Genomic DNA, 13,788 nt, shown 5'->3' on the forward strand with positions numbered 1-13,788 from the left:
CCTGTGTCACAGCTTTTCGGCCGTCGCCGTTAAAGCCGTTAAAATGGCGCGTCTCAATTTACGCCGCCTCGGCCTTTCCTCGTGTTCAGCTCCCTCTACCCGCTCGCCCGCGCGCAACTTTTTCGCATGGATGCGGAAGATGCCCATCACCTGACGCTACGCATGCTTGGCGCCGCCGGCCGTACCGGGCTCGCCGGCATGCTCGCCGAGCGCGCCCCCGATTCGCCGCGCACCGTCATGGGCCTGAGTTTTCGCAATCCGGTCGGACTCGCTGCGGGGCTGGACAAAGATGGCGCGTGCATCGACGGATTGGCGTCGCTTGGGTTTGGTTTCATCGAAGTGGGAACGGTCACGCCGCGCGCGCAGCCCGGCAACCCGCGCCCGCGCATGTTCCGGCTGCCCGACGCGCAGGCGCTGATCAACCGGCTCGGCTTCAACAACCGCGGCGTCGATCAGTTCGTCGAGAATGTGCAGGCCGCGCGGTATCGCGGCATCCTGGGCTTGAATATCGGCAAGAACGCCGACACGCCCATCGAACGCGCCGCTGAAGATTATTTGTATTGCCTCGAGCGCGTGTATCCGTTCGCGAGCTACGTGACCATCAACATCTCGTCGCCGAATACGAAGAACCTGCGCCAGTTGCAAGGCGCCGGTGAGCTCGACGCCCTGCTCGGCGCGCTGAAGGACAAACAACAACGTCTCTCCGATATGCACGGCAAGCTCGTGCCGCTCGCGCTCAAGATTGCCCCCGATCTCGACGACGAGCAGATCAAGGAGATTGCCGCGACCTTGCTGCGCCATAAAATAGATGGCGTGATCGCGACCAACACCACGCTCTCGCGCACGGCCGTGAACGGCATGAAACACGGCGATGAAGCCGGCGGCCTGTCGGGCAAGCCGGTGTTCGAGGCGTCGAATGCGGTGATCCGCAAGTTGCGCGCGGAGCTCGGTGACGAGGTGCCGATCATCGGTGTTGGCGGCATCATGTCGGGTAACGACGCGCGTGAAAAGCTCGCAGCGGGCGCATCGCTCGTGCAAATCTACACCGGCCTGATTTATCGCGGCCCGGCGCTCGTGACGGAATGCGTCGAAGCGCTGGCCAGTACCAGTACCAACGCGGCAAGCGCCGCGGCATGAAACTACGTACGCTCATATCCACATGAGCAAACGATCTGAAGACAGCATTGCGTTTTAGCTATCATCGCCGCACTTCAGATCACTGACAAAAACCAGGACAAAGGCAAATAACTCATGAAACTGTCTCTCTTCAAAAAAGTGCTCGTTGCCGGCCTGATCGGCGCATCGCTCTCGGCTGTCGCCCACGCTGAAGACCTGCTGGATTCGGTCAAGCAACGCGGCACGTTGCGGATTGGCCTGGAGGGCACTTTCCCCCCGTTCAACTCGAAGTCGCCGCAAGGTGAGCTGGTTGGTTTCGATGTGGATATCGCCAAGGCGGTTGCTGCGAAGCTCGGCGTGAAGCCGGAGTTCGTGACCACCGAATGGAGCGGGATCATTGCGGGCTTGCAGGCTGGCAAGTTCGACGTGATCGTGAACCAGGTCGGCATTACCGATGCACGCAAGCAGACGCTCGATTTCTCGCCGGCTTACACGTATTCGAATGCGCAACTGATTCAGCGCAAGGACGACACGCGGGACTTCAAGACGCTTGAAGACCTGAAGGGCAAGAAGCTCGGCGTCGGTCTGGGCACGAACTACATGGACATGGCGAAGGCCGTGCCGGGTATCGATGTGAAGACGTATCCGGGCGCGCCGGAGTACTTGCGCGATCTGGCGTCGAACCGTCTGGACGCTGCGTTGAACGATCGACTGATGCTTGCGTACCTGATGAAGAATTCGCAGTTGCCGCTGCGCACCGGCGCGAATGTGGGCCCGGGCAATCCGTCGGGGATTCCGTTCAAGAAGGGCAATCCGAAGTTCGAGAAAGCCATTGACGACGCGATGACCCAGCTCGAAGCCGATGGTACGTTCACGAAGATCTCGGAGAAGTGGTTCGGTATCGACGTGACGAAGCCGGCTAAATAAAACCCGGACCCTCACGCGTTCGGCATCGGGGCGGCGTCTTGGAGATGCCGCCCTTTGCATTTGATGCCTGCCTCGTACGTTAAGCCTACTTTATTCCTTCATGTCCACGACATCCCTGCTCGTTCAATCCGTACCGGCCCTTGCACAAGGCGCTGTCCTGACGATCAAGTTCGCGGTCTATTCGATGTTCTTCGGCCTGATCGCGGGCACGATACTCGCGACGATGGGCATCAGCCGAAGCCGCGTGCTGGTCGGTATTGGTCGTGCTTACGTGAGCGTGATGCGCGGCACGCCGTTGCTTGTGCAGATCTTCGTGATCTATTACGGGCTGCCGAGTCTGGGTATTTCGCTTGATCCGACGCCAGCCGGAGTGATTGCGTTGTCAGCGAACGTGGCAGCTTATCTTTCCGAAAGCATGCGGGGGGCGATTCTCGGGATTCAGAGTGGGCAGTGGCTTGCGGCTTATAGTTTGGGCTTGTCGAGGATGCAGACGCTGCGGTATGTGATCGGTCCGCAGGCATTGCGGATTGCTGTGCCAAGTCTTTCGAATAGCTTGATCAGCTTGATTAAGGATACGTCGCTGGTGTCTGTGATCACGGTGACGGAATTGCTACGGAGTGCGCAGGAAGTTATTGCCGCTACGTATCAGCCTTTGCCGTTGTATCTCGCTGCGGCGGTGGTTTATTGGGTGCTGTGTAGTGTGTTGGAGTTTGTGCAGCGGCTGTTCGAGCGGAGATTGGCGTTGCCAGGGCGGCATTAGGTTTTTCGTTCGCACTCGGGGTTCTGGTTGGGGGGGTTTGGGTTAGTGGTCGGGGGTGGTGCTGGGTTGCTGCTTTCTGCGTCCCGTGGCCGGTCTATGCTGGCTGTTCAATACAGCTAACTCACGCAGACCACTAACACCGAAAGCACCAACCCGGCATTGACCCCGACCACCCGCCCCAGCAAAACTACCCCCCCGAGTGCGAACGAACAGCAACGCCCACCCCGTCCAACCTCGCTCCGAACCTATCCATCCGCGGGAAATGATGCCGGTCCGGATCCAGCGAATACGCTACCCGTGTCGCCCTCCCCATCAATTCACTGCGTGGGAAAAAACCAAAATACCGCGAGTCCGCACTGTCGTCGCGGTTATCGCCGAGCATCAGATATTCACCCTTCGGCACCGTCACTGGCCCAAACGAGCGCCGCGGACTCGGCGCCAGCACCGACAACCGCACCATGTGCGAAACATGCCCAAACTTCTCGTCCAGATACTCGCCAGGCGAAGACGCATCGCCCGCGACACCCGTTATATCGACCGGCTGATAATCCGCCCGCTTGCCATCGATATACAACACGTTGTCGCGCATGGCGACAACATCGCCGGGAAGCCCAATCAGCCGCTTCACAATCAACTCATGCGCCGCCGATGAATCCACCGTCACGATATCCCCGCGCCGCGGATCATGCAGATGCGCAACCGCCACGTGCGTGAACGGAATACGCAAGTCGTACGCCATCTTGTCGACGACAATCCGGTCACCCTCGCGAATGGTCGGCAACATGGAACCGCTAGGCACTACATTCCAGTCAGCAATGGCACTGCGGAACAGCGCCATCAACACCAGAAACGCGATCAGGCTCCGATATTCGCGCCAGAGTCGAGGTAACAGTCGCATGATGGAGGATGCCAGCGTATGAGGACGACAAAGCTTAACGTCGAAACCTGAAATGACGCTTAAGCAGGCCAGCCAAGCCGGCCATCCCGCGCTTATTCGGTTTCGAAAGGGAAACGCACGCCAAGGTCGCGGCGGGCAGCATCCATGATGGAAATCATCTGCATGGATACTGCATGCCGCATGATCGGACTTTCAATAACGCCGTCGCGCAGCAGCTCGCAAAAGTGCGCTGTCTCGTAGTTCAACCCACCGCCTTCGAACGGCGCATCCAGCTCTACGGTGCGGCCATCCAGATAGCGAACGGTCGCTCGCGCGGGATTCCACCAGTTCTCATGGATCGTCACCGTGCCGCCGGTCGCGGCAAGCAAGGCATCACCCTTTCCCTGCAGGTCCAAGCCGCAGAACAACTGCGCGACACCGCGCTCATGCCGCACATTCAGGCTCGCGAAGGTATCCACGCCCGTCTGCCCAACCCTTCCAAATGTCTGCACTTCGAGCGGCTCACCGAGCCAGTCTACCGCAAGAAACGCCTCGTAAATACCGATATCGAGCAATGCGCCGCCGCCCATTTCCATCGAATACGAGGGATGCGAAAGCGGCACGTTCGCGATCGAACAACCGGCGCGCACCAGCCCGATCTCCCCAACGGGATCGGCCGCGAGATGATCGCGCAACTGCCGGTAAAGCGGATAGAACGGCGGTTTCATCGCTTCCATGAACAGCAGCTTCGACGAACGCGCCGCGTCGATCATCTCCTGCAACGCGCGCGCGTTGACGGCCGCCGGTTTCTCGCAAAGCACGGCGCGGCCGGCTTCGAAAGCACGCAACGCATACCCGGGATGGCTGTCCTGCATGGTCGCGATATACAGCGCGTCGATGTTGTCGAGCAACGCATCGAAGCTTTCATACGCCCGGGTATGAAACTGCGCGGCGAAGGCCGACGCCGGCTCGGGCCGCCGCGACCAGACGCCGCTCAGTGTCGCGCCCGGCACAAAGGCAAGCCCTTCGGCGAACCTGCGCGCAATATTCCCCGCGCCGACAATGCCCCAACGGATCGTGCTCTGTGCGCTCATCTGTCCCGCTCCCTGCTTGATGGTGAATAGTCGGCCACGGCCGGCGAATGGGCACATTGTCCACTACGGGAGCGCTCGCCGTGAAGCCTGAACGATGAATGAACCATCACGCAGCGCGTCGCGGCTCTGTCACAAAACTCAAGGGAGACCAACGGGAGATCGACATCCGGCGCAAACATCATCAGGCGTCGAAGTCAGGCGGGAAGGGAAAGTGAAACGTTTGCGTAGGGAGGAACCCGAATAGGGCGCTCGTCGCGCCCGGCCACGAATAACGTGACCAGAAACCTCGGGCCAGCTTCGCCACGCCGGAACCGTCCCGGACGCGAAGCTTCAGGCACGCACGTGTGTCAGGCGCCGGCCGATTCCGATGCGCCGATCGGCGGTGACGAATTGTCCTCGCGACGTTCGAGCGAAAAGGCCCGCCCGACCTCCTCCGCGGTGACATCGATCAGCGTGCTCATCGCGCGCTCTGCCGTACCGGCGTCGTGTGCCTCGATCGCTTCCACCACGTGGCGCTGCGCGTCGAGCGTCGCGTCACGCATGGTCGCAATGCCCGCCACGATCGGATAGACCGTCACCAGCGCACCCCGCACGATAGCCGTCATCTGCTGGAAGAACTGGTTGCCGCTCGCGGCGACAATACGCGTATGCAACGCAACATCGGCGGCCTGGTACTCGGGCTCGCTGCCGTTGAGTGACGCAAGCGCGTCGAACGCGTCGCGAATCCCGGCCACTTCGTCGGGCGTTGCGCGAGTTGCCGCCAGCGCGGCCGCACGCGGCTCGATCAGCATTCGAAACTCGATCACGTCGCGCAGGAACGCCTGATCCGGCGTCGCCCGAAAGCGCCAGCTCACCACGTCCTCGTCGATCAGCCGCCAGTCGCTCATCGGCCGGATCCGCGTGCCCGTCTTCGGGCGCACGTCCAGCATGTGACGCGCGAGCAACATGCTCAAGGCCTCGCGCATCACGGTCCGACTCACGTCGAACTCCTTCGACAAGACGTCCTGCGGTGGCAGAATCGCGCCGTACTTCTGTTCGACGATGCCCGATACGAGCCCGTCCATCACCTTAGCCACTAGTGATCGCTCTTTGTTTTCGTCCATCACCCCTCTCCCCTTGCGCCCTACATTGTGTCCCTGCGCATCCGGCGTGCTTCCCCAAGCTCACCGGAAGGCCCGGTGAGCGCCACTGATCGATCAGATCAATCTGCGGCACTGCACCGTGCACGATAAATTGCGTGTTCAATACCGCGGACGCCAGTCGGAATGTCCCTCTCAAGGGTTATCCCTTTACCGTCTCACGGTGCTGCTTCGGCAACCGCTGTATTAAGTACTTCGTGATGCTTGTGATTTAAGTGCTTCGTGATTCTATGTCTGCCTGCTCAATGCACTGCGGGTGCGTCCCTTGCCTGTCCGGGCTTTCAGCCCGGTGTCTTCTTTTCGGTCACGCGTCCATATTGGTCGTCGAAACGCACGATGTCATCCTCGCCCAAATACGTCCCCGATTGCACTTCGATCATTTCGAGCGGCGTTTTACCGGGGTTTTCGAGCCTGTGGGTCGTACCGAGCGGAATGAACGTGGACTGGTTTTCGCTCACCAGGAAGGTTTCTTCCCCGCGCGTGACGAGCGCCGTGCCGCGCACGACGATCCAGTGCTCCGCGCGATGATGATGCATCTGCAACGAAAGCCGCGCGCCTGGTTTCACCACAATACGCTTTACCTGAAAACGCTCACCGTGATCGATGGAATCGTAGAAACCCCAAGGCCGCTGCACCTTTCGATGATCGTGGGCCTCGGCGCCCTTGGCGGCCTTCAGGCGGCCGACCATCGCCTTCACTTCCTGCACGCGATCCTTCGATGCCACCAGGATCGCATCGGCGGTTTCCACGACCACTACGCCGCTCACGCCAACGCACGCGACCAGCCGTCCGTCTGAATGCGCGAAGCTGTCCGCTGAACCTTCGAAGATCACGCGGCCGCGCGCAACGTTGCCATCTTCGTCCTTGTTCGACATGTCCCACACAGCGTCCCATGCGCCGACGTCGGACCAGCCTGCTGCAAGCGGCACCACGACTCCCGGAAAACGGGGCTCGTGCGTGATGCGCTCCATGACCGCGAAATCGATGGAATCCGACGGGCACGATTCGAATGCGTCGACATCGAGTTGCGTGAAGCCGTCCTGATGCAGGCCGTGGTCGAACGCGATCAGGCACGCGGCGTGTATGGCCGGCTGAAAGTGTTCGATAGCCGCAAGCCAGACAGACGCGCGGCACACGAAAATTCCGCTGTTCCACCAGTATTCGCCGGACGCCAGATACTGCTCCGCGATTTCCCGGCGCGGCTTTTCAACGAAACGTTCAAGCACGCGCGCTTGAGGCACGCCATCACCCGCCGGCCCCAGCGCCGCACCGGCCTTGATATAGCCGTATCCCGTTTCAATCTTGTCCGGCACGATGCCGAGCGTGACAAGCGCACCGCTCACGGCATGTTCGATCGCCTTCGCGATTGTGCGCCGGAACGCGTCGAGGTCGGACACGGCGTGATCGGCAGGCATCGCCACCATCACGGGATCGTCGCCAGGTACGGCAGCCAGTGCGGCCAATGCCGCAAGCGTGAGCGCGGGCGCAGTGTTACGGGCACACGGTTCCAGCACGATGCGCGCACGACGTCCGTTCCGCTCGATCTGCTGGGCCGTTAGCAATTTGTGTTCCGTGCCGCAAACCACGATCGGTTCATCGGCAGTGGCGAAGTGCACGGCGTCGTGGCCGTGGGTCGCATCGAGTCCGTCGAGACGGCGCAGCGTCGCTTCGAGCAGCGACTCCGAGCCCATGAGTTCGATGAGTTGTTTGGGGAACTGCTGCCGCGACAGCGGCCAGAGCCGCGTGCCGGAGCCGCCGGCGAGAATGACCGGTTGTACGCGAACACTCACGGCGCCCGTCTTGGCAGCGCCGTTAAGCGGATTGTGGGACACGTCCACGGTGACTCCTGAAGCGTTAAAGCTGATTGAGGGCCGAACGCGTCTGACAGGTGCGGACGCGTGAAACACACGCATCGATTGATGCGCTATTTAAGCAGGCAAATCCAATTTGTTGTGTGCGCGCGCGAACGCCCGCACGCTGTTCGGTCAATCCACCTTTCGCGGCGCTTTATGCATCGCTTTATGCATCCTTACCCGGCACTAGGCAGCAATCTTTGCCGGACCCGCGCGGCGACCTCGCGCAATTCACTCGATTCGCAGAACGACCATGCGAGATTGCCCGCAAGCAGCCCGACGGCAATCGCGGCCATGCCGCTGAGCGAATCCATGGAGTCGGCGCACACCGTGGCAATCACCAGGAAAGCCAGATGTCCGGCCATGTTGCGCACGATCGGCCGTGGCTTGAGCTTCGAGAAATAAAGGAACGCTGCATAGTCGAAGAAAGCTTTCGCGACCACCGCCACGCCTGCACCCAGCAGCCCATACCAGCGGATACTCAGCCACAGCACGAGCGCGAAGATCGGCAAACCGATCCAGCCAACCCGCGCGACCTGCGCCGGATTCGCCTTGGCCTGGATCAACACGCCGATGATGCTCGACTGCCCCGCCAGCCATACGCCAATCACAAGGATGCGTCCGACAGGCGCCGACTGCACCGCCATCTCATGGCCAAGCCAGATATTCAGGAACGGCGCCAGCGCGAACAACGCAACCACCACGCACGGCGTGAACGCGCAATTCAAAAACGCGAGCGCCTGATGCGAGAGTTCGTCGGCGTGATCGCTGGCGGAGGCCGAAAAACGCGGGAACAGCGTGCGCAGCATGGCGCTCGGCAGCAGATTCATGCGCGTAACCAGGTTTTGCGGCGTGGCGTAGTACGCCACGTATTTGGCGCCGAGCATTGAACCGATCACGACCCGGTCGAGCGTTGTCGCGATCATGCTCGCGCCCGAGAACAGCAGCAGCCAGCGGCCGTAGTTGAAGAGTTCGCGAATCAGCGGCCATTCCGGCTTCGAGATGCCCGTGATACCAATTGCGCGGAACGTGCCGTAGCCAAGCAGCAGCGCCGCGAGAAACCGCGCAATGACTGCTGCCGGCACGACCACCGCCAGCGACGGCGAGATCAGGTACAGCGCGGCAAGCGGTAACAACTGGAACAGGAACGTGCCGATAGTCTGGTTGGTGTTGAACAGCGCGAACTTTTCCATGCCGCCGATCGCTCCGCTGAACACCCACGAAATGTTGGCGATCGGCACGGCCAATGCAATCCACGGCAGCGCATGCAGCACTTCGCGCTGGAACGCCGGTTCGATGGTTGCGATATGCACGACGTAGACGTACGCGCCGAACCAGATCAGCACCGCGCCGACGAGACCCGTCGCGAGGTTGAGAAAGAATGCACTCCAGAAGATACGCTGGATGGTGCCGTCGTTGGACTGGCGCGCCTTGGCGATATGATTTTCGGTCGCCATCGAAATGCCGAGATCGAGCACGCTGAAATAACCGATCAGCGCCCACACCAGGTTGATGACGCCATAGCGCTCGATCCCCATGCCATGAATGTAGGCCGGTACCGTCGCAAGCGAGACGAACACGGGCAGGATGAGCCCGGCGAAATTGATCGCTATGTTCTTGAGAAGACTTTTTTCCATTGAGCAACGGGCCGATTACAACAAACACACACAGGATGAATCAAGGCACCGCGCACAGCTTGCGGTGAATGCAGGCACGTTGCAGCGCACGGGTGATGCACGTTTGAGTGCACGCAACGGGTGCCTGCCCGAAGGTCAGACGAATTACACGCCAGAGTAGAGCCACGGTATTTCAGGGTCTGTACGCAGACGAACGCATCGCGCCGCGGCTCTTGATCTCTTGCAATCCTTTACATTCTTTCGGCTTATCGCGATTCGAGCGCTTCAGCGCGCATGTCGCCGTGCATGTTGGTGTGCATCTCGTCGGGCCGGCTTGCACGGGGCGCGAAACGCGGCAGCAACGCGCGCAGGCGCGCCCAACTGAGGCCGCCACATGCCGCTTGCGGCGCCTCTCCCTGCACGAACTGAATGAACGACGCCATCATTTCCTCGCGTGCCGAATAGGAAAAGCACGCGTGATCGAGCCTGTCGTGGCGAACAGTTTCCACGTTGCGCCACTTGCGCATCCGCCGTCCGCCCGCTCCGAAAAACACCGCAAACTCGTCCATGCCCGGATCTCCCGCGCCGTAGACGAAGCGAACCTTCACGCCACGCTCACTCAGGCCACGGACCATTGCACGCACACGCGAACCCGCCGAATCCACGCCGATAGCCCGCTCGGCGAGATAGGCCACGCTGGCCGTGAGGCGTGCGCTCATGCGCCACGCCAGCTCCTTCACGATCGGCGTCAGGTGCCGTTGGCCGCGCAACACGCGCTTCCATTTGCGCGCGGTCTTGAAAGAGCGCATGAACGTGCTGGTAGCGGTCTTAGGCCGGTTGTCGTTCGCGGCGAACGACATCGGATCTTCGGGAAAGCCGAACTTGGGCGCGTTCACGAGCACCAGCGAACGAATGTGGGGACTCACCGGCGCCGCGTGCAGGCAAACGTATGCGCCCGAACAGACCGCGAAACACGAGACATCGTCGAAACCGCGCAAAGCCAGGTACGCGGCGGCGGTCACTACGTCGTCGCAGCCTGTGCGTGAAAACAGCATCGAGAGCGGGCGTTTATCGACGGCGCCCACGCTGTCGCCGAGCGTGCCGACATCGAATCGCAGCGAGGCGACGCCCTGGCGCGCGAGCCGCCGCGCAAGCGTGACGGAGATACGCGCGTCGCCTATGCGATGCGTCGCGCCAGGGTTGACGAAGACGACCGAGCGGCGCACCGGCGTGCCCTCTTCCGGTTCGCAGAGGATGCCGAACAGGCGGCCGTTATCGAAGATCACGGGCGTTTCGCGCGCACCGTCGGCAATAAGCACCTGTGTTTCCGCCGGTCCGGTAAGCGCTGCAATGTCCTTCGATTCGGCCAGCGCAGGCGCTCCCAGCCAGTCGACAATGCGTGCAATCGCCCGTCGCGGTGTCTCGGTCACGCCGGATTCCTGCATGAACGCGGCACATTCGTCGAAGGCCTCGAACACCGCGTCCGAACCGGCGGCGCGACACGCATCGACGAATTTCTTCGCGCGAACGGGGTCGTAGGAATCGAGCACGAGCAGGCGACGCGGCGGGTGTTCCGCCAGTTGCGTATCGCGCAGCAGGTCGAATTTGCTCAACGTGGCGACGCTCGACGCGATCAGGCGATGCCCGACCGCCTCCGCATAATCGGCGTCAACCGGTGTGGGTTCGACATGAATGCCGCCCGTTTCAAGCCAGTTCTGTTGCAGCAGGCGCAGTTCGCGCAGATATTGCCGGCCCGACAACACCGGTGCGAGCAGTACCAGCTCATCGATTTCTTCCTCGGCAGCCACCAGCGCGGCGAGCGTTGCGCCCAGACGCAAGCCGCACAGGACCACTTGTGTCACGCCAGTCGTTTGCTTCAGGTAAGCAATTGCCGACCGGATGCTTCGCAACCACTGCCCGATCTGCTCGCCGTCTTCCGATTCGCCAGCCGAGTCGCCGGTGCCCGCGTAGTCGAAGCGAAGCGTCGGCGAGCCTGCGGCCGCAAGTGCCTCGGCGAATACACGCCAGCCCTTGTGGACCCACATTGCCTCGCGGCCGAACGGCTGGCAGAGCACCACCCCGCGCGCGGCGGCTGGCTCACCCTCGTGCAGCCAGCCAAAACACTCGTCGAAAATTACAGGCTTCATCTCGATGTCGCGCCCGGAAGAGCGTCGTTATTAAGTTGTCTGCGCATTACACTTTTCCTACGCCGTTCATTCCGTGCGCCCGCACACACTGCACAAGCGCACCCTGATTTTTCCGCCATCGCGAGCGCCTTTGTCCACCGTTGTTTCCCCGGTGTTCGATGTCCAACAGACGGTTTTTCCCTTGCCAAGTCAAATAGCGCATCACGCCGTGTCGTGCATGCGCGGCACAGAACAAAAAATGCCGGGGAAAACACATGGTCACCGCTGTTCACGAACCCAGTCCGTCTGCTGCGCCGCGCTTTTCAGTTTGCATCTGCACTCGCAATCGTCCGAGGGATCTCGCCCGCGCATTACGTTCGGTCGAAGCCTCCACGTATCCGGCGCACCAGATCGTGGTGTCGGATGACAGCACCGATACCCTCACGCGCGAGATGATCGCCGCGGATTTCCCGCAGGTTGTCTTTCTGGAAGGGCCGCGCCGCGGACTGGGCGCGAACCGCAACTGCGCGCTCGACGCGGTGACCGGCACGCATGTGGCGTTCATCGACGATGACGCCACGTTGAGCATCGACTTCCTTGCGCGCATGGCCGACTCGTTGCACCACGGCGGCCAGCATCCGGAGAAGCTGATTGTTACGGGCTACGAACTGAATCGCGGCAAGCGCGTGTATGCGAATGCGACTACGTTCCTCGGTTTCCAGTCACGGCCCTATCGGACCGGTGACAGTCACGACACTGTCGTCATCAACAGCACCGTGTTCCCCGCCTGGCTCTTCAAGCTGATTCGCTTCGACGAACATCTGGTCTACGGTTATGACGAAGTGGACATCGTCATGCGCGCCACACTACAGGGAAAGTGCGTGGTGCGGCTTCTGCCGGAAGTGTTCAACTCGCATTTTCCGTCGACGGTTAATCGCGACTACTACGCGGCGTTCATCGAAGCCTCGCGTATCTACGTGACGCATAAACGCTACCGCTGGTTCGAGCGCAACCGTTCGAAAGCCGCGCTGTACCTCACGCTCGCCGTTGCGCACAATCTGCTGCACAACCTGCGCGCCCACGGGCCCAAAGGTCTTGCAAGCAGCATGCGAACCCTCTCGCACGCTAGCAGCTACATTCGCCGATACACTCCGGAAGGACTCGCCCTACAACATGAAGATCACCGTACTCGTACCCACTTATCGTCGAACCTCGGATCTCGCTCGCTGCCTTGATGCGCTCGCGCGGCAACGGCGCGCACCGGACGAAGTGCTGGTGGTGTGCCGTGGTGCTGACGAAGAAACGCAGGCGTGGCTTGTGATCGAGAAGTCGCGTGCGCGCCTGCCGCTCGTCAAGGTCGAGGTCACTCAAGGCGGTCAGGTTGCCGCGTTGAACGTGGGTCTCGATGCTGTCACGGGCGACATTGTCGCGATCACCGACGACGACGCCGCGCCGCGTCCGACGTGGCTCGAGCGTATCGAACACCACTTCGCGAACGCGCCGGATGTTGGCGGGGTCGGCGGCCGTGACTGGGTGCACGAGCATGGCATGACGCTCGATGCCTCCGAGCCGGATGTCGGCCGCTGGCAGTTCCCGGGCCGCGCGATCGGCAATCATCATCTGGGCGTGGGGGCCGCGCGCGACGTGGACTTCCTCAAGGGCGCGAACATGAGTTATCGCATGAGCGCGATCAGCGGCAATGCCATTCGCTTCGACACCCGCCTTCGCGGGTCGGGCGCACAGGTCAACAACGACATGGCGTTCGCGTCGGCGGTACGGCGGGCGGGCTGGCGTCTTGTCTACGATCCGGCGGTGGAAGTGGATCACTATCCGGCGCAACGCTTCGACGAAGATGCGCGCGCGGTGCGCGGCAGCCGAAGCTGGGTCGCGATCGAAAACGAATCGTATAACCTGCATCTGATCGTACGCGATGAATATCGCGGCGCGCGCCGGGGCGTGGCGTTGCTGTGGTTGACCGTAGTGGGACACGGCGCGTGTCTCGGCTGGGTCAATCTGGCACGCGCGCGTTTGATCCATCGCGAGACGACGGCGCTGCAGCGCTGGCGTGCTGCGCGCAGCGGCGCGGCGCTGGCGAAGCGCGATCATGCGCAGCGGCGGCTGGACAGCGTGGAAAGGGAATTCGCAGGGTAATCACGGGGGATTCGTTCGCACTCGGGCGCGGTGATGCTGGGTTGCTGTTTTCCGCGTCCGTGGCCGGTCTATGCTAGCTGTTCTCTTTATCACTATTAGCCACTGTGCGTGGCGGCACTTCATTTCTTT

The 13,788-nt window shown here is 61.5% G+C and carries 11 protein-coding genes; 5 read left to right on the forward strand and 6 right to left on the reverse strand.

Annotated features, from left to right (window positions below):
• Positions 1-81 precede the first annotated feature (81 nt).
• The 3 genes from M0D69_RS29700 to M0D69_RS29710 all read left to right on the forward strand — a co-directional run bounded on the left by M0D69_RS29700 (position 82) and on the right by M0D69_RS29710 (position 2,803).
• Positions 82-1,137 (forward strand): quinone-dependent dihydroorotate dehydrogenase, encoded by a 1,056-nt coding sequence (locus tag M0D69_RS29700; RefSeq protein WP_301785424.1) that lies wholly within the window; start codon positions 82-84, stop codon positions 1,135-1,137.
• Positions 1,138-1,251: 114 nt separating this feature from the next.
• Entirely contained in the window at positions 1,252-2,043 is a 792-nt protein-coding gene (locus tag M0D69_RS29705) for a cystine ABC transporter substrate-binding protein (protein WP_301785425.1), read from the forward strand.
• A 100-nt stretch (positions 2,044-2,143) separates the two neighbouring features.
• Positions 2,144-2,803 (forward strand): amino acid ABC transporter permease, encoded by a 660-nt coding sequence (locus tag M0D69_RS29710; RefSeq protein WP_301785426.1) that lies wholly within the window; start codon positions 2,144-2,146, stop codon positions 2,801-2,803.
• Positions 2,804-2,990: 187 nt separating this feature from the next.
• Here the strand turns inward: M0D69_RS29710 and lepB are convergent, their stop codons facing one another.
• From lepB to M0D69_RS29740, 6 genes are all read right to left on the reverse strand, one after another.
• A complete protein-coding gene (lepB, locus tag M0D69_RS29715; protein WP_301785427.1) occupies positions 2,991-3,701 on the reverse strand; it encodes a signal peptidase I in 711 nt (236 codons plus the stop codon).
• 92 nt (positions 3,702-3,793) lie between these two features.
• Complete coding sequence (locus tag M0D69_RS29720; RefSeq protein WP_301785428.1) at positions 3,794-4,774, reverse strand: Gfo/Idh/MocA family protein; 981 nt, start codon at positions 4,772-4,774, stop codon at positions 3,794-3,796.
• 347 nt (positions 4,775-5,121) lie between these two features.
• Positions 5,122-5,877 carry a FadR/GntR family transcriptional regulator gene (locus M0D69_RS29725; RefSeq protein ID WP_301785429.1) on the reverse strand — a complete coding sequence of 252 codons (756 nt, stop codon included), beginning with the start codon at positions 5,875-5,877 and terminating at the stop codon, positions 5,122-5,124.
• A 317-nt stretch (positions 5,878-6,194) separates the two neighbouring features.
• Positions 6,195-7,751 (reverse strand): mannose-1-phosphate guanylyltransferase/mannose-6-phosphate isomerase, encoded by a 1,557-nt coding sequence (locus M0D69_RS29730; RefSeq protein ID WP_301785430.1) that lies wholly within the window; start codon positions 7,749-7,751, stop codon positions 6,195-6,197.
• A 191-nt stretch (positions 7,752-7,942) separates the two neighbouring features.
• Positions 7,943-9,403, reverse strand: a complete 1,461-nt coding sequence (locus M0D69_RS29735) for a flippase (protein ID WP_301785431.1) — start codon at positions 9,401-9,403, stop codon at positions 7,943-7,945.
• A gap of 245 nt (positions 9,404-9,648) precedes the next feature.
• A complete protein-coding gene (locus tag M0D69_RS29740; protein WP_301785432.1) occupies positions 9,649-11,529 on the reverse strand; it encodes an alpha/beta hydrolase in 1,881 nt (626 codons plus the stop codon).
• A gap of 254 nt (positions 11,530-11,783) precedes the next feature.
• Here M0D69_RS29740 and M0D69_RS29745 point away from each other — a divergent pair, with 254 nt between their 5' ends.
• The gene (locus M0D69_RS29745) at positions 11,784-12,743 is read left to right on the forward strand and encodes a glycosyltransferase family 2 protein (RefSeq protein ID WP_301785433.1); all 960 of its coding nucleotides are present in this window, start codon (positions 11,784-11,786) and stop codon (positions 12,741-12,743) included.
• Complete coding sequence (locus M0D69_RS29750) at positions 12,682-13,659, forward strand: glycosyltransferase family 2 protein (RefSeq protein WP_301785434.1); 978 nt, start codon at positions 12,682-12,684, stop codon at positions 13,657-13,659. The genes M0D69_RS29745 and M0D69_RS29750 overlap by 62 nt, the downstream gene beginning before the upstream one ends.
• The last annotated feature ends 129 nt before the right edge of the window (positions 13,660-13,788 follow it).

It is taken from the genome of Caballeronia sp. SEWSISQ10-4 2, assembly GCF_030464885.1.
GTDB lineage: Bacteria > Pseudomonadota > Gammaproteobacteria > Burkholderiales > Burkholderiaceae > Caballeronia.

Coding starts and splice junctions, on each gene's coding strand:
- M0D69_RS29720 (WP_301785428.1), bottom strand. CDS start 4,774: ATGAGCGCACAGAGCACGATCCGTTGGGGCATTGTCGGCGCGGGGAAT.
- M0D69_RS29705 (WP_301785425.1), top strand. CDS start 1,252: ATGAAACTGTCTCTCTTCAAAAAAGTGCTCGTTGCCGGCCTGATCGGC.
- lepB (WP_301785427.1), bottom strand. CDS start 3,701: ATGCGACTGTTACCTCGACTCTGGCGCGAATATCGGAGCCTGATCGCG.
- M0D69_RS29745 (WP_301785433.1), top strand. CDS start 11,784: ATGGTCACCGCTGTTCACGAACCCAGTCCGTCTGCTGCGCCGCGCTTT.
- M0D69_RS29750 (WP_301785434.1), top strand. CDS start 12,682: ATGAAGATCACCGTACTCGTACCCACTTATCGTCGAACCTCGGATCTC.
- M0D69_RS29725 (WP_301785429.1), bottom strand. CDS start 5,877: ATGGACGAAAACAAAGAGCGATCACTAGTGGCTAAGGTGATGGACGGG.
- M0D69_RS29710 (WP_301785426.1), top strand. CDS start 2,144: ATGTCCACGACATCCCTGCTCGTTCAATCCGTACCGGCCCTTGCACAA.
- M0D69_RS29735 (WP_301785431.1), bottom strand. CDS start 9,403: ATGGAAAAAAGTCTTCTCAAGAACATAGCGATCAATTTCGCCGGGCTC.
- M0D69_RS29740 (WP_301785432.1), bottom strand. CDS start 11,529: ATGAAGCCTGTAATTTTCGACGAGTGTTTTGGCTGGCTGCACGAGGGT.